This is a genomic window from Dehalococcoidia bacterium (genome assembly GCA_035574915.1).
Classification (GTDB): Bacteria; Chloroflexota; Dehalococcoidia; order DSTF01; family WHTK01; genus DATLYJ01.
The window spans coordinates 1-22,667 of sequence record DATLYJ010000125.1 but is presented as its reverse complement, the minus strand read 5'-3'; the positions used below and the strand labels follow the sequence as shown (position 1 = coordinate 22,667).

22 protein-coding genes are annotated in these 22,667 nt (G+C 69.2%); 4 read left to right on the top strand and 18 right to left on the bottom strand.

Translation table 11 applies throughout. From position 1 onward, the window contains the following. From VNN10_12115 to VNN10_12105, 3 genes are all read left to right on the top strand, one after another. On the top strand, positions 1-458 hold a 458-nt coding region (locus tag VNN10_12115), incomplete at its 5' end, for an SDR family oxidoreductase (protein ID HXH22765.1). Positions 459-589: 131 nt separating this feature from the next. Continuing rightward, a complete protein-coding gene (locus VNN10_12110) occupies positions 590-2,227 on the top strand; it encodes a thiamine pyrophosphate-dependent enzyme (GenBank protein ID HXH22764.1) in 1,638 nt (545 codons plus the stop codon). 12 nt (positions 2,228-2,239) lie between these two features. Next, positions 2,240-2,656, top strand: a complete 417-nt coding sequence (locus VNN10_12105) for a lipocalin-like domain-containing protein (GenBank protein ID HXH22763.1) — start codon at positions 2,240-2,242, stop codon at positions 2,654-2,656. Here VNN10_12105 and VNN10_12100 read toward each other — a convergent pair. From VNN10_12100 to VNN10_12075, 6 genes are all read right to left on the bottom strand, one after another. Further along, positions 2,625-3,059, bottom strand: a complete 435-nt coding sequence (locus tag VNN10_12100; protein HXH22762.1) for a hypothetical protein — start codon at positions 3,057-3,059, stop codon at positions 2,625-2,627. The genes VNN10_12105 and VNN10_12100 overlap by 32 nt on opposite strands. 2 nt (positions 3,060-3,061) lie before the next feature. Then, a complete protein-coding gene (locus VNN10_12095; protein HXH22761.1) occupies positions 3,062-4,081 on the bottom strand; it encodes a zinc-binding dehydrogenase in 1,020 nt (339 codons plus the stop codon). A 45-nt stretch (positions 4,082-4,126) separates the two neighbouring features. After that, the gene (locus VNN10_12090; GenBank protein HXH22760.1) at positions 4,127-4,528 is read right to left on the bottom strand and encodes a DUF1801 domain-containing protein; all 402 of its coding nucleotides are present in this window, start codon (positions 4,526-4,528) and stop codon (positions 4,127-4,129) included. Between the two features lie 135 nt (positions 4,529-4,663). After that, positions 4,664-5,737 carry a DUF3500 domain-containing protein gene (locus tag VNN10_12085; protein ID HXH22759.1) on the bottom strand — a complete coding sequence of 358 codons (1,074 nt, stop codon included), beginning with the start codon at positions 5,735-5,737 and terminating at the stop codon, positions 4,664-4,666. A gap of 145 nt (positions 5,738-5,882) precedes the next feature. Next, positions 5,883-7,535, bottom strand: a complete 1,653-nt coding sequence (locus VNN10_12080; protein ID HXH22758.1) for a methylmalonyl-CoA mutase family protein — start codon at positions 7,533-7,535, stop codon at positions 5,883-5,885. A gap of 142 nt (positions 7,536-7,677) precedes the next feature. Continuing rightward, on the bottom strand, positions 7,678-10,047 hold the full coding sequence (locus VNN10_12075) for a vitamin B12-dependent ribonucleotide reductase (GenBank protein HXH22757.1): 2,370 nt from the start codon (positions 10,045-10,047) through the stop codon (positions 7,678-7,680). Between the two features lie 92 nt (positions 10,048-10,139). Between VNN10_12075 and VNN10_12070 the strand changes: the two genes are divergently transcribed. Continuing rightward, positions 10,140-10,589, top strand: a complete 450-nt coding sequence (locus tag VNN10_12070; GenBank protein HXH22756.1) for an RDD family protein — start codon at positions 10,140-10,142, stop codon at positions 10,587-10,589. Here the strand turns inward: VNN10_12070 and VNN10_12065 are convergent. The 12 genes from VNN10_12065 to VNN10_12010 form a co-directional block, all read right to left on the bottom strand. After that, complete coding sequence (locus tag VNN10_12065; protein ID HXH22755.1) at positions 10,586-11,779, bottom strand: hypothetical protein; 1,194 nt, start codon at positions 11,777-11,779, stop codon at positions 10,586-10,588. The two genes, VNN10_12070 and VNN10_12065, sit on opposite strands and share 4 nt — an antisense overlap. A gap of 286 nt (positions 11,780-12,065) precedes the next feature. After that, positions 12,066-12,470 carry a hypothetical protein gene (locus VNN10_12060; GenBank protein ID HXH22754.1) on the bottom strand — a complete coding sequence of 135 codons (405 nt, stop codon included), beginning with the start codon at positions 12,468-12,470 and terminating at the stop codon, positions 12,066-12,068. 114 nt (positions 12,471-12,584) lie between these two features. Beyond that, positions 12,585-15,641 (bottom strand): adenosylcobalamin-dependent ribonucleoside-diphosphate reductase, encoded by a 3,057-nt coding sequence (locus VNN10_12055; protein HXH22753.1) that lies wholly within the window; start codon positions 15,639-15,641, stop codon positions 12,585-12,587. An 18-nt stretch (positions 15,642-15,659) separates the two neighbouring features. Further along, positions 15,660-15,890, bottom strand: a complete 231-nt coding sequence (locus VNN10_12050) for a hypothetical protein (protein ID HXH22752.1) — start codon at positions 15,888-15,890, stop codon at positions 15,660-15,662. After that, positions 15,887-16,315 carry a hypothetical protein gene (locus VNN10_12045; protein HXH22751.1) on the bottom strand — a complete coding sequence of 143 codons (429 nt, stop codon included), beginning with the start codon at positions 16,313-16,315 and terminating at the stop codon, positions 15,887-15,889. Before VNN10_12045 ends, VNN10_12050 begins: the two co-directional genes overlap by 4 nt. Further along, positions 16,312-16,635 (bottom strand): antibiotic biosynthesis monooxygenase, encoded by a 324-nt coding sequence (locus VNN10_12040; protein HXH22750.1) that lies wholly within the window; start codon positions 16,633-16,635, stop codon positions 16,312-16,314. The genes VNN10_12045 and VNN10_12040 overlap by 4 nt, the downstream gene beginning before the upstream one ends. Beyond that, on the bottom strand, positions 16,632-17,318 hold the full coding sequence (gene nrdR, locus VNN10_12035) for a transcriptional regulator NrdR (GenBank protein HXH22749.1): 687 nt from the start codon (positions 17,316-17,318) through the stop codon (positions 16,632-16,634). Before nrdR ends, VNN10_12040 begins: the two co-directional genes overlap by 4 nt. A gap of 576 nt (positions 17,319-17,894) precedes the next feature. Beyond that, positions 17,895-18,896 (bottom strand): protein translocase subunit SecF, encoded by a 1,002-nt coding sequence (gene secF / locus VNN10_12030; GenBank protein ID HXH22748.1) that lies wholly within the window; start codon positions 18,894-18,896, stop codon positions 17,895-17,897. Further along, positions 18,889-20,475, bottom strand: coding sequence for a protein translocase subunit SecD (gene secD, locus VNN10_12025; GenBank protein HXH22747.1), 1,587 nt, complete (start codon positions 20,473-20,475; stop codon positions 18,889-18,891). Before secD ends, secF begins: the two co-directional genes overlap by 8 nt. Continuing rightward, complete coding sequence (gene yajC / locus VNN10_12020; GenBank protein HXH22746.1) at positions 20,472-20,825, bottom strand: preprotein translocase subunit YajC; 354 nt, start codon at positions 20,823-20,825, stop codon at positions 20,472-20,474. Before yajC ends, secD begins: the two co-directional genes overlap by 4 nt. Continuing rightward, positions 20,822-22,369, bottom strand: a complete 1,548-nt coding sequence (locus VNN10_12015; protein HXH22745.1) for an HD domain-containing protein — start codon at positions 22,367-22,369, stop codon at positions 20,822-20,824. Before VNN10_12015 ends, yajC begins: the two co-directional genes overlap by 4 nt. 31 nt (positions 22,370-22,400) lie before the next feature. Next, positions 22,401-22,667 (bottom strand): peptide deformylase (locus VNN10_12010; protein ID HXH22744.1); only part of this gene is annotated, 267 nt, incomplete at its 5' end.

Below are 22,667 nucleotides of genomic sequence, written 5' to 3'. Positions count from 1 at the left end.
AGGCTGGACCGGAGCACTGGCGGCGCGTCCTCGCCGAGGAGGTCGATGCCGCCCTCTACCTGATACCCCTGGTCCTGCCCGGGATGCGCGAGCGCCGGTGGGGCCGGATCATCCTCACCGGCGGCCTCGATGCCGACGACTGGCGCGAGGGCTGGCCGCTGGACTACCCGCTCGGCAAAGCTTCACGCCACTGGCTCGTGCGCTCCCTGGCCCGGCAAGAGTTCCGCCACGGCATCACGGTGAACGGCATCGCGCCGGGCGAGGTCCCCTACGTCGAGCTCGACGAGGCCCTCGCGGACCTCGCCCGCGGCGACGCCTGGCGTGCCCGCGCCGGCCCCCGTCCCCAGGACGCCGGCGAAATCGCCGCCTTCCTTTGTTCCGAGGCCGCCCGCTTCGTCAGCGGCGCCGTCATCAACCTCGTGACCCCGGAATCGGAAGGATGGAGGGGCGCGCGCTGAAAGGGGCGCCCGCGGCCGGCCCGCCGCACTCTCTCCCGCCTTCGCCTCCAAAGCGCGAGCGGTGTAGGTTGTAGAATCAGCTCTGACCCCCGCGTTTAGCCGCTAGCTCAAGGAGAACCGCCGTGCCCCAGATGACCGGAGGTCAGGCCCTCGTACAGCAGCTCAAGATGGAAGGCATCGACACTATCTTCGGGCTGCCCGGTATTCAGCTCGACTGGGCCTTCGACGCAATCTACGAGGAGCGCGACCACTTCAACGTCTACTGGACCCGCCACGAGCAGGCCACGGCCTATATGGCGGATGGCTACGCGCGCACTACCGGCAAGGTCGGCATGTGCCTGGTGGTCCCGGGCCCCGGCCTGCTCAATGCCAGTGCCGCCCTGGCGACGGCCTACGCCTGCTCATCGCCGGTGCTCTGCGTCACCGGACAGATCAACTCCGACATGATCGGCCTGCGCCGCGGCATCCTGCACGAGATCAACAACCAGATGGAGACCATCGCCTCCGTCACCAAGTGGCAGGCTCGGGCCATGAGGCCGGAGGAGGTCCCCGGCATCGTCCACGAGGCCTTCAAGCAGCTGCAGACCGGCCGGCCGCGACCCGTCGAGATCGAGATCCCTCCGGACGTACTCCAGGCAACGGGCGAAGTGCGCCTGTTCGAGCCGGAGTTCCACGACCGCCCCGCGGGCGACCCCGACCTCATCGAGAGGGCGGCGCAGGCCCTGGGCAGGGCCAAGAACCCCGTCATTTTCTCCGGTGGGGGCATCATCTCCGGCGCTGCCTGGGAGGAACTGCAGCGCCTCGCCGAACTACTGGAGGCGCCCGTCATCATGACGAACAACGGCAAGGGCGCGCTCTCCGACCGCCATCACCTCGCCCACAACGCCCGCTCGACGCCTTCCCTGGCGCCCGCGGCCGATGTCGTCCTCGTCGTAGGCACGCGCTTCGTCCAGGGCATCATGCAGAACCAGCCGCCGCCCTGGCTCACCCGCGACAAGACCGTCATCCAGATGGACGTCGACCCCGAGGAGGTCGGGCGCAACTACAAGCCAGACATCGGCATCGTCGCCGACGCCAAGAAGGGCCTCGCCGCCCTCGCGGAGCGCGTCGGGCGACACAACATCAGGCGCCCTTCCCGGCGCGACGAGCTCATGGCGCTGAAGAAGGCCATCGCCGACGAAGCGCGGGCGATGTCGCCGCAGGCCGATTACGCCTGGGCCATCCGCGACGAACTGCCGGACGACGGCATCTTCATCCAGGAGAGCACGCAGGTCGGCTACTGGTCCGGCGCCTTCTTCCCCGCCTACCAGCCGCGCACCTACTTCACCTCCGGCTATCAGGGGACGCTCGGTTACGGCTTCGCCACAGCCCTGGGGGCGCAGGTCGGCAACCCGGACCGCAAGGTCGTCTCCATCAACGGCGATGGCGGCTTCTTCTACAACGTCCAGGAGCTGTCGACCATGGTCCAGCAGAAGATCCCGCTCACAGCCATCGTGTTCAACGACAACGCCTACGGCAACGTGAAGCGCATTCAGGAGATGCGCTTCGGCGGCCGCACCATCGCCTCCGACCTCTACAACCCGGACATGGCGAAGCTCGCCGACGCCTACGGCGTCGACTTCCGCCGGGCGAACTCGCCGGCCGAGCTCCGCTCGGTGCTCCATGACGTCTTCAAGGACCACCACCCGGTCCTGATCGAATGCCCCGTCGGGCCCATGCCGCAGATGCAGTTTGGCCAGCGGCCGCCCCAGGCGGGTCAGCAGCGTTAGGCCTGGCCGAACGTGGGGCTGCGCGACGACATCGCCGGCGCCTGGCGGCTGCTGCGCTGGGAATCCCATGCCCCCGACGGCGCCATATCGCTCCCCTACGGGGAACGCCTGGTCGGGCTGCTCCTCTTCACCCCCTCTGGCTTCATGTCCGGCCAGATCATGCTGCCGGAGGACGGCGCCCTCTCGTCCGCCGCGGCCGTGGTAGCCGGGTCTATGCGTTACATCGCCTACTGCGGGCCCTTCACCGTAGATGAGGCGGCGATGACCATTACAACCCTTGTCGAGGCCAGCGTCTCCCGTTCCTGGGTGGGCACGGATCAGGTCCGAAGGGTAGAGCTTTCCGGCGACACGCTGGTCCTGAGGCCGCCGCCGCGTCCGGCCGGAGATCAGGCGGTCCTTACGTGGAGGCGCCTGGGCTCCCCGGGCTAGCGGGCGTGCCCGCGCCCGCGCGCGAAGCCAGCAGACGCTCGACCACGGGCCGCGCCATCTGGATCCCGGGCCACACGACCGCGCCGAAGACCCATGGGTCCTGCCACAGCGTCTGCCAGCCGAGCGCCGAAAGCATGAAGACGGCCGTGAGGACGCCAGTCGCCGCGACCACGACCGGGGATGCCTTCTCGATGTGCATGGTGTAGCGGAGCATGTCCCAGGCGTAGGTGAAGCCCATGCCAATCCAGGTCGTGACCAGGAACGGCAAAAGGTCGCCGTAGATGTCCTCCACCTTGCCACCGATGCTCAACGCCCCAAAGAGACCGCCAATGATGGCTGCGGGCAGGACGCACAGCGGCCAGACAGCGGGCTCCTTCGGCGTCTCGAGTTCCTCCGCGCCCACGGTCAGCGCGCTCCGGGAAAGGTGAGCACGACTTTGCAGTCCGAGGGGTCGCTCAGGGCCTCGAACGCGGCTGGCAGCTCGTCCAGCGAGACCGTACGCGTGACCAGCGGCGCCGCGTCCACGGCGCCCGAGGCCAGCGCCCCGAGCGCCTCGGCGAACTCATCGGCGTTGTAGCCGAGCACGAACTGCAGCGTGAGGTGCTTGTTGATGGCCAGCAGGGGCCTGATCCGATCCTCCACCATGCACACGCCGACGACAACTACGCGTCCGCGCGGCGCGACCAGTGTCATCGCCTCCTGGAGCGTGCCCTGCACGCCTACGCACTCGAACACGATCGAAGGCGGCCCGCCGAAGTCCACCAGCCTGCCGCCGAGGTCCTCGCTGGCAGAGTCGAGCACGAGGTCGGCGCCCACGCGCTCCGCCAGCCGCCGCCGCGGCCCGGCCGGGTCGCTGACGGCGACAGAGATGCCTTCGCGCTTGAGCCACAGTGCCGTTAGCAGGCCAATCGGCCCCGCGCCCATGACCAGTGCCCGCCCGCCGCGCTCGACTTTCGCCTCCCGGACGGCGTGCAAGGCGACAGCGCACGGCTCCGTGAGGGCAGCGAGCGCATCCGGGAGGCTGGCCGGGACGCGGAGCAGGAGCGCGGCGGAGAGCACTACTTGCTCTCCGTACGCTCCGGGGTATTCTGCGCTGTAGCCGATGCTGTGGCGCCCGCCTTCGCCGGCGAGCACAGGTATGCTCACCACCCGCTCGCCAGGTTGCCAGCCGGAGACGCCTTCGCCCACGGAGGCCACCTCCGCCACGAACTCGTGGCCCATGACGACGCCGTCGCCGGCGCCGGCGAGGATGCCGCGCTCTGCGCGCGACGCTGCCCTGAGCGATTCGGCGTATCGGGCGTAGTGCAAGTCGCTGCCGCAAATGCCGCAGGCGCGCACGCGCGCAAGTACCTGCCCTGGGCCCGGTTCGGGCGCCGGCACTTCTTCGACGTGAAGGCGGCTACCGCGCAGGACCATCGCTCGCATGGGCTGGCCTCGCTTTCCGGGGCGAGTTTACCCCAAAGGACAAGCCTACCGGCCGCCTCCCCAGGCCCGGCTTTTCCCTTTCGGCGGCCCCAGCCGCTCGTTGAGCTCGGCCGCCTGCCTTACGAGCGCTATGATCCTCTCGGCCGGCAACGGGGCGCCGCGCGCGACGCGCACATGACGCATGCCGGCGCCGGTACCTTCGAGGACGGCGCCGTCGTCGCGCAGTTGATCGCCCCGGATGAAACCAATGCTGGCCCAGTTCTGGTAGCCGGAGATGGCCAGCAGGGCGCCGTGGTGGTCATAGTTGAACGTCTTCGTGCGCGGCTGAGGCCTTTCGTTCACCTCCGGGACGGCTTCCTTCACGAGCGCGCGTAGCGCTTCGACGGTGTCGCGCATGCCCCGCGGGATGAGGGAGAGCACGAGGGCCGCCTCCCGGTCAGCGTTCACGGATACGCCTGGCGGTCCCGCCTTCTTCCCGCCGGTCCGGGAGCACCGGCCTCGACCGCGTCTTCGAGACGCCGGGTGTCGGAGGGCAGGCCGGACGCAGGCCTGCCGGCACCGTGGAGCATCAGATGCTGACCGCTAGCCATGGTCCTCGAGGTAGTGGCGAAGCAGGAGGTCTCCGAAGTCGTTGTCGGGGTCGCGCCAGACGGAGTGCACATGGTTCGCGTTGTTCTGGGTGTTGTCGTACTCGACCAGAAAGCGCGGGCCCTGGATGCGGTAGTAGTGCGGCCGGCGCGGCTCGACCTCCCCGGCCCAGGCGAAGTGCAGGCTCCCCACGACGTCTTCCTCGAGTTCGGCCAGCGCCATGGAGGCGGCGTCGTCCGGCAGGCGGTCGAGGTAGACGCGCACGAGGTTGAAGAGAAGGTCTCTCTGGGCGTCCTCCAATTCCGAGCCAGGCAGGCCTGCCGACCTCTGAAGGTCGAAGGCGAGCGCCTGCTTCTGGGCCGGGGTCAGCCTGTCGAAGGCGGACCGGTTGCCGGCGAAGTCCGGCTGGAGGCCTTCGCCGGGCAGGAGACGGGGAGGCACGCGGGCCGCGTTCGTGAGCACGAAGTCTATCGGCGCTTCGTCGCAGATTACAGCCTTTGCGCGCTGGTCCCCGGTGAGCGAGAGGAGTAGCTCACGCGCCAGGTCCTCTTCCTCCGCCAGCGGCCGCAGGACCACAGCGCCGGCGTGAGTCAGGCGCGCGGGATTGGCGCCGAGAAAGTTCGGCGTCCAGCCCAGCAGCTCGTCCCCGGCGAGCGTGAAGTGCAGCGAGACATGATGGCCCTCGAAGCGCCAGCCCCAGGGCAAGGCGCCGGAGGGGTCGCCGAAAAAGCTGACGAAGTAACGCCCCGTGTCGCGGTCGTCCCGGGCGTGGTTTTCGATGCGGTCGAGCACGCTCTCCAGCGCCATGATCGAGACGGCTTTAGCCTGCGCCGGCAGGCTGAGGGCGACCTCGATCAGGTTGTGCGTCAGCTTTACCTGCGCGCCGCTCATGTCGCGCAGGGCCAGGCCGTGGAACTCCCGCGGGTAGTAGGACCAACGCCGGCGCTCCTCCTCGGCCGCGAAATCGAAGGTCGCGGCGGCGCGCTGGCGCTGGTCGAGCGCCGCCAGCAGCTCGGACGCGGCGCGGGCCATGCGGCGGGCGGTGACGTGGGCGGTGATCTGAGTCAACGGAGGCCCTTCAGGCGCAAGCCCTCGAGTAGTCCGCGGACTTCCATGCACTCCCGGTCCACTCGACCTGCCCCGCGCCTGAAGCCTTCGCACTTCCGGCGGGGAGGGCCACTGGCCTCTTCGCTGACGGCGAAGGCGCGCATGGCTAGACCGCCACGAACTCGCGCTGCTCGCCCCAGACCTCTCGGAGCACGTCGCAGATCTCGCCCAGGGTGACGTAGTTCTCGACGGCATCGATGAAGAGGGGCATGAGGTTGTCCGTGCCCTCGGCGGCGGCGCGGATGCGCGCGAGGCTGGCCTCGACCCTGGCGGCGTCGCGCCGCGCGCGCAGGGCGCGCAGGCGCTCGACCTGGCGGCGGCCGATCTCGGGGTCGACGCGCAGGATTTCGGCGCCGCGGCCGTCGTCGCCGTCCAGGAACTCGTTGACGCCGACCACCACCTTTCGCTTCTCCTCGACGGCGCGCTGCATGCGGTAGGCGCTCTCGTGGATCTCACGCTGCTGGAAGCCGGCCTCGATGCCAGCGAGGGCGCCGCCCATGGCATCGATGCGCTCGATGTACTGCACGGCTTCCTGTTCGACCCAGTCGGTGAGCTGCTCGACGTAGTGTGAGCCGGCGACGGGGTCGATGGTGTCCGTGACGCCGGTCTCGTAGGCGATGATCTGCTGCGAGCGCAGAGCCAGGGTGGCGGCGTGCTCGGAGGGGAGGGCCAGCGCCTCATCGTACGAGTTCGTGTGCAGCGACTGCGTGCCGCCGAGCACGGCGGCGAGCGCCTGGAAGGCGGTGCGAACGAGGTTGTTCAGGGGCTGCTGCGCCGTGAGGGTGGCGCCGCCGGTCTGGGTGTGGAAGCGCAACATCCAGGAGCGCGGGTCCTTCGCGCCGAAGCGATCGCGCATCACCCGCGCCCAGAGGCGCCGCGCGGCGCGGAACTTCGCCACCTCCTCCAGGAAGAGGCTGTGGCAGGCGAAGAAGAAGGAGAGCCGCGGCCCGAACTCGTCGACGTCGAGCCCCGCCCGCCGCGCCGCCTCCACGTACTCGATGGCATCGGCGATGGTGAAGGCGACCTCCTGCGCGGCGGTGCAGCCGGCCTCGCGCATGTGGTAGCCGCTGATGCTGATCGTGTTCCAGTCGGGCAGGTTGTCCTTGCACCAGGCGAAGACGTCGGTGATGAGGCGCATCGAAGGCCTGGGCGGGTAGATGTAGGTGCCGCGGGCGATGTACTCCTTCAGGATGTCGTTCTGGACAGTGCCGCCAAGCTTGCGCAGGTCCGCGCCCTGACGCTTTGCCACGGCAACATAGAGGGCGAGGAGGATCGACGCCGTGGCGTTGATCGTCATCGAGGTCGTGACCTTCTCGAGGGGGATGTCGCGGAACAGGGTCTCCATGTCCTCGATGGAGCAGATGGCGACGCCCACCTTGCCGACCTCGCCCTCGGCGCGTGGGTGGTCGGAGTCGTAACCGATCTGGGTCGGGAGGTCGAAGGCGACGGAGAGGCCCGTCTGGCCCTGGTCCAGGAGGTAGCGGTAGCGGCGGTTCGATTCCTCGGCATCGCCGAAGCCGGCGTACTGGCGCATGGTCCAGAGGCGGCCGCGGTACATGGTCGGCTGGACGCCGCGTGTGAAGGGGAACTCGCCGGGGAAGCCCAGGTCCCGCAGGTAGCCGTCGGGGCGGTCCTCCGGCGTGTAGAGGACCTCGACCTCCCGGCCTGAGGACGTTTCGAAGGGCGCGTTACGCTCGGGCGTCCGCTGGATGGCGGGACGATAGACCTTCTCGAGCCACTCGCGCTTGGACTCGGACACTGCTCGCCTCTAGTCGTCGCCGGATCTCGGCCGCAAGGTCGAGTTGAGTCTATGTTCGTGCAGATGGCTCGTCAAACGAGGTCCGTGCGGGGACCGGAACCGCGGGACAACAGCGCCAGGGACGGCGCGGCGCCAGGCTAGCTCAGCCGCACTTGTTGTAGCCGCAGCTGCGGCAGATGAGGCAGCCCTCGGCGAAGACGAGCTGGTTGCCGCAGTCCGGGCACAGCAGGCCGGTGGCGATGTCCGGAGAAGGACTGGCCTGCCCGCGGGCCGGGCCGCTTGCCCCGCCCGCCTGCCCGCCGGAGCGCGCGGCAGCCCTGTCCTCCTTCTGCAGGAACTTCAGCTCCAGCCAGCGGAAGATGTAGTCGACGATGCTGCTGGCCTGCGGTATCTCCGGGTTGGCGGTGAAGCCCGCGGGCTCGAAGTGCACGCCCTTGAACTTGTCGACGAGCGTGCGCAGGGGGACGCCGTACTGGAGCGAGTAGGAAGTCAGCATGGCCACCGAGTCCATCAACCCCCGGATGGTGGAACCCTCCTTCGAGATCGTGACGAAGATCTCGCCCGGCGTGCCGTCGTCGAAGAGGCCGACCGTGACGAAACCTTCCTGCTCGCCGACGCGGAACTTGTGGGTGATTGAGCGACGCTCGGCGGGCATGTGGCGCCGGTGGAGGCCGCGCTCGACGTCGGCGGGCGGGGCCTCGAGGGCGGCGTCGGCGTCGGACTTCACAGCGTGGGAGAGCACCTGGCCGGCCCGCGAGCCATCACGATAGATGGTGATGCCCTTGCAGCCCTCATGGTAGGCGAGCAGGTAGGCCCTGGCGACGTCCTCCAGGGTCGCGTCCCGGGGAAAATTGATCGTCTTGGAGACGGCGTTGTCCGTATGGCGCTGGAAGGCGGCCTGCATGCGCACGTGCCACTCCGGTTCGACCTCATGGGCGGTGACGAAGACCTCCTTCGCCCAGTCGGGCACGTCGTCGCGTTCCTGGAGACTGACGCCCTCGGCGAGCGCGCGGACGAGCGACTCGGACCAGAAGCCGGCGGCGCGGGCCGCCTCCTCGAAAACACGATTCACCTCAGTCATGCGCACGGGCTGTGAGGGTCGCGAAGGGTCGAGGTAGTGCTGGCGGATGAAGGCGAGGGCGAACGCGGGCTCGATCCCGCCGGAGCAGTCGGCGATGATGCTGAGGGTGCCGGTCGGCGCCACGGTCGTGCGGGTGGCGTTGCGCAGGGGGCGGTTGCGGCCGGCCGGGCCGTATATGGAGTCCTCCCAGGCGGGGAACGTCCCGCGCTCGGCCGCAAGGGCCTCGGAGGCTGCGTCTGCGTGTTCGCGGATGAAGCCCATGACCTTCTCGCCGAGGGTAAGGGCGGCCTCGGAGTCGTAGGGAACCCCGAGCATGAAGAGGAGGTCCGCCCAGCCCATGACGCCGAGGCCGATCTTGCGGGTGAGGCGCGTCATGCGCTCGATCTCGGGGATGGGGTAGGCGTTCATGTCGATCACATCGTCGAGGAAGCGGACGGCGGTGGCGATGGTGCCGGAAAGGGCCTCCCAGTCGATCGCGCGGGCGATCTCTTCGACTGGCGCCCGCGCCAGGCCCGAAGGCGCCCGCTCGCGTCCGGCGCGGAGGAACTTCGAGAGGTTGATCGAGCCGAGGTTGCAGCTCTCATAAGGCAAGAGCGGCTGCTCGCCGCAGGGATTCGTAGCCTCTATGCGGCCGAGTTTGGGCGTCGGGTTGTCTTTGTTGATGCGGTCGAGGAACACGAGGCCGGGGTCGCCGTTCGCCCAGGCGTTGGCGACGATCTGGTCGAAGATGGCGCGGGCGTTGCGCCTGCCGACGGCCTGGCCGGTGCGAGGGTTCACCAGGTCGTAGTCTTCGCCGGCTTCGACCGCGCGCATGAAGGCCTCGTCGACAGCGACGGAGATATTGAAGTTCGTGAGCGTCACCATGTCGGCCTTGACGTTGATGAAGGCCTCGATGTCCGGGTGGCGGACGTCGAGGATAGCCATGTTCGCCCCGCGGCGGGTGCCGCCCTGCTTGATCGCCTCCGTGGCGCCGTCGAACACCTTCATGAAGGAGACAGGACCAGAGGCGACCCCGCCGGTCGACTGCACGACGTCGCCCGCCGGGCGCAGGCGGCTGAAGGAGAACCCGGTGCCGCCGCCGCTCTGGTGGATCAGCGCTGTCTCCTTCACCGTCTCGAAGATGCCGGCGATGGAGTCCTCTACGGGCAGCACGAAGCAGGCGGACAACTGCTGCAGCGGCCGGCCCGCGTTACCGAGCGTGGGCGAGTTGGGCAGGAAGCGCAGGGAGACCATGAGGTCGAGGAAGGCCTGCTCCCAGCGCGCGACCGCCTCGGCCTCCTTGCCCTCGGGTGCGTACTGCCGCTCCGCCTGGGCGATGTTCGCCGCCACCCGGCGGAAGAGGTCTTCGGGCGTCTCGATCACGCGACCGCTTTCGTCCTTCGCCAGATATCGGCGCTCCAAGACCGTGCGGGCGTTGTCGGACAAGCGCAGGGTCAGGTTACTGGCCACGACTCCCAGTTTAGCACCGCCAGGCGAGCATTTGTTCGCCTCGCTGGCAGCGTGCGCCTGCTACATTTGAGGGCGTGCAGCCCCTGAATCCGGAAGCGCCCCTCAGCCCCGACCTCGAGCTGGCGCCCATCGGCCTGCGCCTGTTCGCGTTCGTCCTGGACGCCGCAATCGCTGTCGTCCTGGTGCTGACGGTGGGGTCTTTTGCGGTGACCTCGGGCGTGAGCGTCGGGACGGCGGCGCCGGCGATGGTGGTCGTGGCGGCGGCGTACAACATCGGGTTCGTGGCCGCCGCGGGCGCGACGCCAGGCAAGACGGCCGTCGGGCTCAAAGTCGCGGGCCGCGACGGGCTCAGGCCCTCCCCGGACGCGGCCGTGCTGCGTTTTCTGGCCTACTTCGTCCTCGGCGCGCTGTTTCCCTTCGGGACAATCGCCAACCTCGCCTCCATGTTCGCCGACGCGCAGAGGCGTACCTTCCCGGACCGTATCGCGGGCACCGTGGTCCTCCGCGAGCTCCGGGCGGCCTAGCGGAACGCGGGGTAGAGCGGCATCTCCTCCACCTCGGGCCAGCGGGCGCGCAGGCGCTCGTGCATGAGCCAGGCCCAGGCGCCCAGCGCCTCGAGATGGCCGGAGGCCGCGGCGCGGCGCGAGAACTCCTCGAAGCGGAAGAGGAGGCGCTGACGGTACGTTGAGATGCCCCAGCGCTCCTCGAAGCGCAGGGCGCGCGTCAGCAGTTGGTTCGAGGTGGTGATCAACCACCAACCGGCCGCCTCCATCAGCGAGCGTTCGAAGAAAGCATCGTCGCCTGCCTCGGGCACAGCCTTCATGAGCTCGAGCCGGTAGGCCGCCTCGAAGCCCTCGACGACGTAATCCGGGAGGCGGTTCGCGCACCAGCAGGTCGGGAAGGGGACGCGGCCGTAGGCGGCATCGACCATCGCGCTCCGGAAGCCGGCGCGCTCGAAGTCGAAGAGGACCAGGCGGCCGTCGACGAGCCTGTCGTTGTCCGGGCAGGGGTCGCCGTGAGACAGGACCAGGAGCGGCCCGGGCTCGAGAATGGCCCGCGTCAGTTGCTGGACATCGTCGACCATGCCGGGAGACCACTCGAAGTCGAGCTCGTCGAAGGTGGCCGGCAGCTTCGCGATCTCCTCACGGACGCGGCGCGCGGCGGCGAGACGGTCGCCGCCGGCGCGGCCCAGCGATTCCAGCGTGGCTGAGTGCGCCTCCTCCTGGCCGGCGCTGAGGGCGTGCATCCGTCCGAGGGAGCGGGCGAAGGCGAGCATCGCCGCCTCTGCGCGGGCAGCGTCTCCCGAGAGGAGGACGCCCGCGAGGCTCTCGCCGCCGCCCAGGTCTTCGAGGACGAGCACGCCGGACTCGAGGTCACCGCCGAAGAGCCGCGGGGTCAGGCGGGGGCCATCGGCCTGACGCGCGTCCAGGAGGGCCAGGGCGGCCCACTCGTTGGTGAGGTGCCAGGCCGGAGCGCGCTCCTTCATGTCTGTAGCCTGGTAGGCCGATCCTTCTTCGCGCCGCGGCATTTTCAGGACCACGCTGTCCGGGAGGCCCCGGCCTTCCGTCCGGCAGCGAAAGACGGTCGTGCGGCCGTCGAGGGCCGAGGAGTCGAGCAGCCTGGGCCGGCCGCCGAAGCGCCGCCTCAGGACGCGCTCGGCGGCGCGCAGCGCCTCCGGCGGAGGCCGCGGCGGCTGATCTCCGGTCGACAGCATGAGGCGAGTGTAACGTGCCGGCCGACGGCTCCGCGTCCGCCACGCTGCGAGCCCCGGCGGCTGCAAAGCGGGCGCCCCCCGGTGGGGGACCAGGGGGCGCCGATTCGGTCCGGTCGGCAGTGACGGGGCAGGAGGAGGAGACCGCCGACCGGAGGCGAGGGGGATAGGCCTTCTCAGGTCATGACGCCTCGCGGGTGGGTTGCGGGAGGGCAGTACCGGAAGCAGTGCTCGCGCGGAGCCCGGCAGTCAGCCGTCTCCGGGCTGTCGAAGAGGGGGGCGCTGACCATCACCGATCGCCTCCCGGACGGAACGGCGCTAGAGGGACCATCGGGGCTTCCCAGCCGGCTGGCTTTACGGCCTTGGCGCCTGAGACGCCGGCGGGATGCTTGCGCATGTTGGCTTCGTGGACGGCCCGCCAGGCCGGCTCGGGGTCGATGCCGAGCGCGGCGAAGGTGCCCATGACCACGTAGGTGAGGTCGATGAGCTCGCGGACGAGGTGGCGGCGGGTCTCGAGGCTCACCTCGCCCCGGGCGGCTTCGTCCTCGGCCTCGCCCAGGGCCTCTATGGCCTCGCGCGCCTCTTCCTCCACGAAGCGCCGCCGGGCGCGCAGGACGGGCCGCGTAAAGCCCTCGTCCAGGTGCGCTCCCACCACCTCGTGGAATCGCCGCACGTCCTCAGCCCAGCCTGTCATCTCCTTCGGACCACCCAGGCTTCGTGTGATCGTCCGCGCGAAGCTGCTGGCCCCGCGCGCAGCGCGCTCGCATGGCCCTCGTGCCCTCCCTGGCGCTGCATCTTCCCGGACCTCCTAACTGCAGCCGCTGGTGCTGCCGCAGTTCTCGCAGCGGTAGCACGTGCCGGAGCGCGTCATGATCCAGCCGCAGTTGGCGCAGGCGGGCGCGTCCGCTTGCACGCGCGGTCCGTGATAATGGGCCGCGGTCGTGGAGCCGCCGTTGCCGTTCGCCGGCGCATGGCCGTTGGGGACGGCCGGCGGCGCGCTCGCCTCGACCGAGCCGCCGGCGATGGGCAGCACCGAGGGGATAGGCTGCACCGGCGCCGGGACCAGCTCCGGCTGCACGCCGGCGAAGGGCGCTTCCAGCCGCAACCGCTCGCTGACGGTCATGATCCCCAGCTCGCGCTTGTCCTCGTCCGAGAGGAACTGGGACGCCAGCCAGCGGAAGATGTAGTCGATGATCGACTGGGCCATGGGGATTTCGCGGTTCTCGGTCATGCCCATCGGCTCGAAGCGCATGTGGCTGAACTTCTGCACCAGGTCCCGCAGAGGCACGCCGTACTGCAGGGTAAGGGAGATCGAGGTCGCGAAGGCGTCCATGAGGCCCGAGATCGTGCTGCCTTCCTTGGCCATGGTGACGAAGATCTCGCCCGGCTGGCCGTCGTCATACATGCCGACGTGGAGGTAGCCCTCGTGGCCCTGGATGCTGAACTTGTGGGCGATGGAGCGCCGCGTGTCCGGCAGGCGGCGGCGGACGGGGCCGCTGGGCTCGGCCTGTCCTGGCTCCTGCTTGGCGCTGCCGCCGTCCTTGCTCGTGCTCAGCGGCTGAACCGCCTTCGACCCGTCGCGGTAGATGGCGATGGCCTTGACGCCCTGGCGCCAGGACTCGATGAAGACCTCTTCGATGTCCTCGACCGTCGCCTCGTTGGGGACGTTCACGGTCTTGGAGATGGCGCCTGAGATGAAGGGCTGGATGGCGCCCATCATCTTCACGTGGCCCATGGGGTGGATGGAGCGGACGCCCTTCTCCGCGCGGAAGGCGCAGTCGAACACCGGCAGGTGCTTCTCCTGCAGCCCGGGCGCGCCCTCGATCGTGCCCTCCTCGTCGATGTAGCGGACGATGCCCTCGATGGTGGCGCTGTCGTAGCCGAGGCGGGCGAGCGCCACCGGCACGGTCTGGTTGACGATGCGCAGCATGCCGCCGCCGACGAGCTTCTTGTACTTGATGAGGGCGATGTCAGGCTCCACGCCCGTCGTGTCGCAGTCCATCATGAAGGCGATGGTGCCGGTCGGCGCCAGGACAGTCGCCTGGGCGTTGCGGTAGCCGTACCGCTCACCCATTTCCAGGGCGTCATCCCAGGCGCTAGTCGCCGCCTTCACGAGGCCGGGGTCACCGACCAGGCCCGAGTCGATGGCGTAGGCGGCCTCGCGGTGCTTGCGGATCACCCGCAGCATCGGCTCGCGGTTGCGCTCGTACTCGGAGAAGGGGCCGACGCGGGCGGCGATGGCGGCCGAGCGGCCGTAAGCGCGTCCCGTCATCAGCGCCGTGATCGCCGCCGCGTATGACCGGCCCTCGTCGGAGTCGTAGGGAAGGCCGAGGGTCATGAGCAGCGCGCCGAGGTTGGCGTAGCCGAGACCGAGTTGGCGCATGGCATGCGCGTTGCGCTCGATCTTCTCCGTCGGGTAGCTCGAGTGCCCGACGATGATCTCCTGCGCCGTGATCATCACGTCTACCGTGTGCCGGAACGCCTCGACGTCGAAGACAATGCGCCCGCTAGCCCCGCTCTCGCTGCCCGCGGCGGCGCCGCCGAGGACAGACCGGAAGTCCGAGTCTCCCTCCTGCTTCCCGTTTCCTGATTCCTTCCGCAGGAACTTCAGGAGGTTGATGCTGGCCAGGTTGCAGGCGGAGTCGTCCACGTGCATGTACTCGGAGCAGGGATTCGAGGCGTTGATCGGCCCCGTGTTCGAGCAGGTGTGCCAGTCGTTGATCGTGGTGTGGAACTGCATGCCCGGGTCGCCACACTCCCAGGCCGCCTGGGCGATGGCCTTCAGCACGTCGCGGGCGTTTACCGTCTCGATGACCTCGCCCGTCGTGACGGCGCGCAGCTCCCAGGGCGCCCCCTTGATCGCGGCGCGCATGAAGTCGTCCGTGGCGCGCACGGAGTTGTTGGCGTTCTGGAACTGGACCGAGGCCCAGGCCTCGCCGTTCAGCGACATGTCCCAGCCCGCGGCGCCGAGGTCGTAGGCCTTCTTCTCCTCGCGCGCCTTGCACTGGATGAAGTCGAGAATATCGGGGTGGTCGGCGTTGAGCACCACCATCTTCGCCGCCCGGCGGGTCGTGCCGCCGGACTTGATCGAGCCGGCGATGGCGTCCGCCCCGCGCATGAACGACACGGGCCCGGAGGCGATGCCGCCGCCCGAGAGGTGCTCGCGCGAGGAGCGGATGGTGGAGAGGTTGATGCCGGAGCCGGAGCCGCCCTTGAAGATCATGCCCTCCGTGCGGCACCACTCCAGGATCGAGTCCATCGAGTCCTCGACCGAGAGGATGAAGCAGGCCGAGCACTGCGGCTTCTCTTTCACACCAACGTTGAACCAGACAGGCGAGTTGAAGCAGGCGAGCTGGTTGATGAGGATGTGGCGCAGCTCGTTCGCGAAGGCTGAGGCCTCATCTTCGGAAGAGAAGTAGGAGGGCGTGCCACAACTCGGGCAGGGGACGAACGAACCTTCAAACGCCCGGACACTGCCGCCCTCCGCGGCCGTCCGGAGGTATGAAAGCTCGGGCGCCGGCACGTGGCCACAGCCGGCGACCATCCCCCAGGCGGTGATCACGTTGACGATGCGGTCGACCATCTGGCGGGCCGAGCTCTCGCGCTCGGGGGTGCCGACGCGGCCGCGAAAGTACTTCGAGGCGACGACCTGGGTGGCGGTCTGGGACCAGAACGACGGCACCTCGACGTCCGTCTGCTCGAAGACGGCCTTGCCGGACTCGTCCGTGATCGCGGCCGTACGCCTGTCCCACTCGATCAGGCTGTAGGGGTCGATCCCCGGCTTCGTGTAGAAGCGGCCGATGCCAATGGCGGGGCGGCCGTCGGCGGCTGTGCGGGTCTCTTGCGGGTAGAGAGTCGTTGTCATGTGCGGGGTCCTTTCCGGTCAAGCGGACAAGTGAACCTGGATTTGATAGGACGCGAGACGCAAAGCGGAGCGGACGGCTTGCAGCTCGGCCTCGACCTGCTGGCTTTGGAGGACGACTTCGAGGTGCTCGCGCACCCGGATACGGCCGAGGTGCGCCAGGAGGCGGGTCTCGCGGACCTTGGCCATCAGGAACCTGGCCTCGGACGAAAGGCGAAAGGCTTCGCGCTCAAGCTCCTGCCTGGTGTTCATCGCTGCGGGTCCTTCCGGAACTCCGGCGGCAGCTCGTCGGGGTCCCGCGAGGGGTCGTGCTCCGAGCCCCGCAGCGGCTGTTCGGGCTGACCGCCGCTAGCCGGCCGCTGGCCGCCCTCGCGGTCGCCTGCCGGCGGCGGTGCCCAGCGGTTCAGCCCCTGCTGCCTGGCGATGAACAGTCGGTACACGGAGCCGGGGCGCTGGCCCGGCAGGTTCACGCGGAAGTGGATCACGCGGTCGGTGAGCAGCAACTCGGCGCCGTCGTCCAGGGTGAGGCGCATTGGGCCGCGCTGGCGTTCGAGCAGGGGCATGTCGAGGATGGGACGCAGGGTGACGGAGCCGCGCTCATCGTCGACCTCGCAGGTCCCCTCGGCGACGACCTCGCCGTGCTCGTTGGTGATCTTCCCGAAGGCGCTGGAAATCACGACTGCCCTCCCGTCGCGCCCTGCGGCGCGACGACGATGTGCGGCTCCTCGAAGAAGCCGGCGAACAGCATCTCGCTGACCTCGGCCATGTCGCGCAGGTCAGCGCGTTCGGCGCGCAGACGCGACTGGGCGCCCTCGCGGTCCGCCAGGGAGTCCCAACTGGCATAACCCGCGAAGAGGGCCGGGTCGGTGATGCCGCGGTGGAGGCGCGTGCCCCGGGCGCCGGGGTACGCCTGCAGCGCCTCGCTGACGGCGCGCCAGCGGCGCTCGAACTCCGCCTCTTCGCCGGGGCGCGCCTTCCAGACGAAGATGCCCTTCATCTTCGGCCCCCCGCGCGCCTGCGCCTCTCCGGCAAGGACACCGGCACGATGGCCTGCCCGGCCTCAGGCGTGGCGTTTGCTCGCGCAGAGGAGGTCGGCGCGGCGCGCCCTGATTCCCGCTTCCTGGCGCCTGCCTCCTGCTTGCCTGGCGCCGCGTCCTGCACGCGCGAGAGCTCCGCTGCTGGCAGCAGCGGCGGCTGGGCGGCGCCCGCGCGGCGCACCGGCCGCCGCGGAGTGCTGGCCAGGCGCTCGAACTCCGCCTGGAGTTCCTCGAGCGAGAGGAAGTTCTTGTAGTGCGACGCGAAGCGCACGTAAGCCACGTGGTTCAGCTCGCGCAGGCGCTCCATCACCATGTCGCCGATCTCGTAGGAGGGCACCTCCTGGACGCCCGAAGCGTGCAGGGTGGTCTCGATGTCCTCGGCGATGGCGTTGATCTCGGCGGCGCTCACCGGGAGCTTGGCGCAGGAGCGGTGGATGCCGGCGAGGACCTTCTCGCGCGAGAACTCCTCACGCCGGCCGTCCTTCTTGACGACGGTCAGGGGCGCGACCTGGACGCGCTCGTAGGTCGTGAAGCGCCGGCCGCAGGAAGGTGAAAGGCATTCGCGGCGCCGGCGGATGCCGTCATCCGCCTCGCGGGAGTCGGTGACCCTGGTGTCGTCGTGGCCACAGAAGGGGCATTTCATGGGCGGCTAGTCGGCTAGTCGGCTGGCGGGCATTTTCGGGCCTTAGCGGGCGGCGGCGGGTTGTCTGGCTGCCCGGGGGAAGATCTGCAGGCTGCCGCAGTCGGCGCAGACGGCGCCGACGTTCGGCCTGACGAGGAGGTTGGCGCTCTGGCAGCGGACGCAACACGTTGGCGCTGCGGGGCCCAGTCTTGGGGGCTGCTTCGAGTCCATGTATGCCCTCCCCTGAGTGTCGTGCGGCGCCGCCTACCGGAGCGGCGAGGGGGAATGTAGCACTACATCTAGGGCCTGTCAACAGCCCTGACCCCAATATTTTGTAGATGTCACATGATTTCCACGTGTCATAACAGGGGCTTTATTGTCAACGACCCGGGCGGAGCATCACTCGGGACCGAGGGCTTGCGTTGCCCCGGGCCCGGTCGCGATGACGGACGGCGGGGGCCCGGAGCAGGCGTTGTCGCAGCCTTCGCCACCAGGGGCTGCGTCCCGAGCGCCAAGGCTCGCTTCGCCCTGCCGGGCTCGCAATGACGGGAGGGCTTGGCGCGGCTCCCACGCCGGGGAGGTGCGAGGCGCCGGACCCTAGGCGGGTTGCTCTTCCGTTCGGCCGCCGCGCCAGGGCAGCAGGCCGGCGAAGTCTCCTTCCTCCCAGGACACCAGGAGCTGGCTGGCTACGAAGATCGAACTGTAGGTGCCGGAGATCAGGCCGATGAGCATGATGATGAGGAAGTCCCGCACCGTCTCGCCGCCGAGCAGGATGAGGGCGATCAGCGTCAGCACTACCGTAATCGAGGTGTTCAGCGAGCGCCCGAGCGTCTGATTCAGGCTGGCGTTCACGGTCTCCGCCAGCGTGACGTCCGCGCCCGCGGCCGCCGCCCGGCGCGCGTTCTCCCGCACGCGGTCGAAGACGACGATGGAGTCGTGCACGCTGAAGCCGACGATGGTGAGCATGGCGGTTATGAACAGCGTGTCGATCTCGAAGTCGAACAAACGGCCGAAGATGGAGGCGACGCCCATGACGAGCAGGACGTCGTGCAGGAGCGCGACGATCGCGCTCACACCGAAGCGGACGGGTTGCTCGACCGAGATGAACGATAGCGTTATGTAGACCAGGATCGCGAGGCTGGCGAAGGCCACCGCCAGGGCGGCATTGCGGACGATGTCGGAGGAGACGGACGCCGACACGGACGAGAACTCGAGGAAGCGGTGTATCGGCTGGCCGTCGCTGTCCACCAGCGTCCCGAAGCGCTCCTCCAATGCAGACTCCAGGTTCTCGCGCTCGGAGGGCGGCGCCGGCCCAATCGCGGGCGCGGTGACGCCACCTTCAAGCACACGCGTCCGCACCAGGAACTTGCCGTCTCGGGTCCGCTGAATGCGCGCGTCCGGGTGCCCGAGCTCGGCGAGGGCCGAGCGCAGGGCCTCTGTCTCCACGGGCTGCTCGAAGCGGAAGCCGAAGGTCGTGCCGCTGCCGAACTCGATGCCCTCCCGGATGCCGTTGGGCAGGATGAGCGAGATCGTGCCCGGGATGACGACGAGCATCGAAAAGAGGTAGAACCAGTAGCGCTTCCCGACGAAGTCAATCAAGGCCCGCGCCTCCCACCCGGACGGCGGCCTCGGCGGCGCGAGGTCCGCGCGCTTCTTCGACGTCATGGCCGAACAGCCACAGGTGCTGCATCACGTTCGAGCCAATCAGGGCGCGCAGGAACGTGCGCGTGACGAAGATCGCCGAGAACATGCTCACCGCGACGCCCAGGGCCAGGGTAAGGGCAAAGCCCTTCACGAGGCTGGCAGCGAACTGGTCCCCGAACCAGTACAGGATTACGCAGATGATCAGGGTGGCGACGTTGCTGTCGCGAATGGAGGTCCAGGCGCGGTTGAAGCCGGCGTCAATGGCGCCGACCAGGCTGCGGCCGACCCGCAGCTCTTCCTTCATGCGCTCGAAGATCAGGATGTTCGCGTCCACTGCCATGCCCACGGAGAGCACGAAGGCGGCGATGCCCGCGGACGTGACCGTGACGGGCCAGAGCTTGAACACCGCGAGGGTCAGAGAGACGTAAACGAAGAGCGCCAGGCTGGCCAGGAGCCCAGGGAGGCGGTAGTAGAGGGTCATGAAGGCCATGACCACGAAGATCGCGATGAGGCCAGCCTGGACCGAGTGCACGACAGCCTCATCGCCCAGCGTGGCGTCGACGTCCTCCTGCTGGACGACCGTCAGGGGCACGGGGAAGGCGCCGGTGCGGAGGAGTGTCGAGAGCGTTTCCGCCTCGGAGAGGCTGAGGCCATCGATTACGCCACGGTCGGAGATCTGGCTGCGCACGAAGGGCGCGATGATCAGGCCGTTGGCGCCGCGGATGGGTTCGCCGTCGAGGAAGAAAGCCATCGGCTGCGGCGGGTTCGAGAGCCGCGCGGTCGCCTCGCCCAGGAGCTTGGCGCCCTCCTCGTTCATTTCGAAGCGAAGCTCCGGCAGGCCTGCCAGGTTCCGTGTGACGAAGATGCCCCCGCGGTCCAGGTAGGTGCCCGTGATCTCGCGACGGATGCCGTCGGAGCCAACCGCCGTCACGGGCGTCCACTCCGCCAGCTGGATCAGACTGCTCGACTGGGAGACCTGGTCGAAGGGCATCGAAGAGGTCGAGCCGTCCGGGTTGCGGATGACGACGTTCCCCTGGGCGTCGCGGCGCATCTCCATGAACTGCAGCTGCGCCGTGCGCCCGATCTTCTCGATGGCCTCGGCGGCGCTGATGCCAGGGAGCTGCACGGAGATGCGGTTGTTGCCGACGCGCTCGGTGATCGATTCGGCGACGCCGAAGGCGTTCACCCGCCGCTCGACGACCTCGACGGCGCTGTCCAGCGCCTCGTCCAGGTCCACGTCCGGGTTCCGGGAGATATCGGCCTCGAGGACGAGGCGCGTGCCGCCGCGAAGGTCGAGCCCGAGGCGCATTTCGCGGCGCTCCAGGTAGTCGATCCTGATGGTGGACCGGTCGATGGCGATGTAGGGCAGTCTTACGCCCTTACCGATGCAGACTGGGCCAACGCAGCCCGGCTCCGGCCAGGGCACGAAGTCCGGAAGATAGCGGTCCGGGTCCGAAGGCCAGACCACGAGGACCGAGAAGACGGTCAGGATGGCGATGAATGCGAGGGCAAGCTGAGTCGAGCGTCTTCTCACCGGGCGAGGCCCCTTTGCTCCTTCGATGCCGTCGTGTCGGGCGAGTCGTCCGCCGCGGCGCCCTCGGCCGGGCGCGGCTCGATGCGCTGCGCGATGGCGGTGGCGACAGCCTCCACTATGACGCCCTCGGCGATCTGGATATAGATCCGTGTGCGCCCGGACTCAGGCACCTGAATGTCCTTCACGCGCCCTATGAAGCCGGCGGTGGTCAGCACCTGGTCCCCCGGTTTGAGGTCGCGGATCTGCTGCTTGTGACGCTCCTGCTCCTTCTGGATGGGGCGCAGGAACATGAGGTAAAAGGCGAACAGGACGCCCACGAAGACGGCAGAGATAAGGGCGGCGTCGCTCACGCTGTCCCCGCCCTGCCGGCCCGCTCACCGGGCGGCCGATTCTCGTACAGTCTTCTCGCCAGTTCGATCGCTTCCTCTTCCGATTTGACCTCGCCGGTGGCGGCCGCCTCGTCTAGCGCATCGAGGAGCCGGCCCACCTCGGGCCCGGGCGCGATTTTGAGCGCCCGGATCAGTCTATCGCCTGAAACGAAATGGCGCTTCCCCCTCCGGCCCGCGCCGGCGGCGGCATGCTCCTGCGCCGCCGCGCGCGCGAAGACGTAGGCGATGTAGGCCAGCTGCGCCCGCCAGCGCGCGAGGGTAAGACGCGGCCCGGCGGCGGCCGCCGCGTCCGCGAGGCTGAGCACCAGGCAGGCCGGCGCGGCCTCCCCGAGGTCACGGAAGAACCGGAAGACCGCACGGTCCGTGGGCGCGCCCGACTGAGAGAGTTGGGCCGGGCGCAGGTGCTCCTCGATGAGGCGCGTGACGAAGTGCGTCTCCTTGTTGCCCAGGCGCAGGCGGCGGCAGACCGCGCGGCCCACCTTCGCCCCCTCCTCGGAATGGCCGAGGAAGCGCACGCGCCCGTCCGCCTCCCTGGCCTTCGTCTGCGGTTTGCCGACATCGTGGAGGAGCGCCGCGAGCTTGGTCAGGACAAGCCTGCTCTGTCCCCCCGCCGCCTCCCGGAAGTAGGAGGCCAGGTTGAATGGCGCCACCACCTCCTCGTAGGCGTCTCGCAACTGGCGCTGGCGGCGGCTTTCGGGCGGCCGCTCGCCCGTGAGCCAGTCCATCACGGCCACGGACTCCAGGCAGTGGTCGAAGACGTCGTAGTGGTGGTAGCGCTCGGGCTGGCCGACGCCTCTTGCCGTGCTCAGCTCCGGGAGAAGCACGTCCAGCAAGGCCAGGCGGTCGAGCAGGCGCAAGCCGCGGCCGGCGCGGTCCGAGCCGAGGATGCGCATCAGTTCGTCGCGCAGGCGCTCGGGAGCGCTCTCGGGCAGGCGGTGGGCGTGGCGTCGCACCGCATCGACGGTCTCGGGGGCGACATCGAAGTCGAGCTCGACGGCGAGCCGGGCGGCCCGCAGCAGGCGCAGCGGGTCGGAGACCAGCGCTGCCTCGGAGACCATGCGGACGCGCCGGGCGCCGATGTCGAGCCGGGCGCCGAAGGGGTCGATGAGCGCGCCCAGGCCCGCGGCCGAGAGGGGCGCGGCGATTGCGTTCAGGGTGAAGTCGCGCTCCGAGAGGTCGGCTTCGATGCTGCCGCCGCGCAGCGCGACGATGTCGATTGCCGCCAGGGCGGAGCCGGCCGGGAGCGCCACGCGGAAGGTAGAGTGCTCCTCGCCCAGGGGAAAGGCGTGGCCGCCGAACGCGTCCGCCAGCGCCCGCGCCGCGAGACCCGGGTCCCCGCCCACCGCCAGGTCGAGGTCGTACGGAGGTCGGTTGAGGAGGACGTCGCGGACGAAACCGCCTACGGCCCAGCACGGGCCCTGGAGCAGGGAACCGGCTGCACTGACCAGGGAGTGGAGGCTCGGGTCAAGGCGCTGCAGGGCGCGGTTCAGGTCGGGGGAAGACACGAAGGGGGCGCCCGCCCGGGGGCGACGCCCGCTACCTCCTCCCCTGCCCGCCGGCCGGTTCTGGCTCTGGCTCGTCGCCCCCGGCCACTTCTTCGTCCATCTCCTCGCGCGTGAGCGGCACGAGCTTGTCGATGCTGTCGAGGTAGTCGAAGTAGAGGATGCCGTTGAGGTGGTCGACCTCGTGCTCGATGGCCTCGGCGAAAAGGCCGTCGGCGTGGTAGCGCACCGGCCGGCCGTCGCGGTTAAGGGCTTTCACGACGACCTTCTCCGAGCGAGGCACCACGCCCTTGTACCCGGG

Bases quoted from the DNA above. Each gene is read 5' to 3' on its own strand.
- VNN10_12095 (HXH22761.1), bottom strand. From the start codon at position 4,081: ATGCGAGCGATGGTCCTGCGCGGTAGCCGCCTTCACGTCGAAGAAGTG.
- VNN10_12060 (HXH22754.1), bottom strand. From the start codon at position 12,470: ATGACAGGCTGGGCTGAGGACGTGCGGCGATTCCACGAGGTGGTGGGA.
- VNN10_12040 (HXH22750.1), bottom strand. From the start codon at position 16,635: ATGAAGGGCATCTTCGTCTGGAAGGCGCGCCCCGGCGAAGAGGCGGAG.
- VNN10_12050 (HXH22752.1), bottom strand. From the start codon at position 15,890: ATGAACACCAGGCAGGAGCTTGAGCGCGAAGCCTTTCGCCTTTCGTCC.
- VNN10_12065 (HXH22755.1), bottom strand. From the start codon at position 11,779: ATGCTGTCGACCGGAGATCAGCCGCCGCGGCCTCCGCCGGAGGCGCTG.
- VNN10_12055 (HXH22753.1), bottom strand. From the start codon at position 15,641: ATGACAACGACTCTCTACCCGCAAGAGACCCGCACAGCCGCCGACGGC.
- VNN10_12110 (HXH22764.1), top strand. From the start codon at position 590: ATGACCGGAGGTCAGGCCCTCGTACAGCAGCTCAAGATGGAAGGCATC.
- nrdR (HXH22749.1), bottom strand. From the start codon at position 17,318: ATGAAATGCCCCTTCTGTGGCCACGACGACACCAGGGTCACCGACTCC.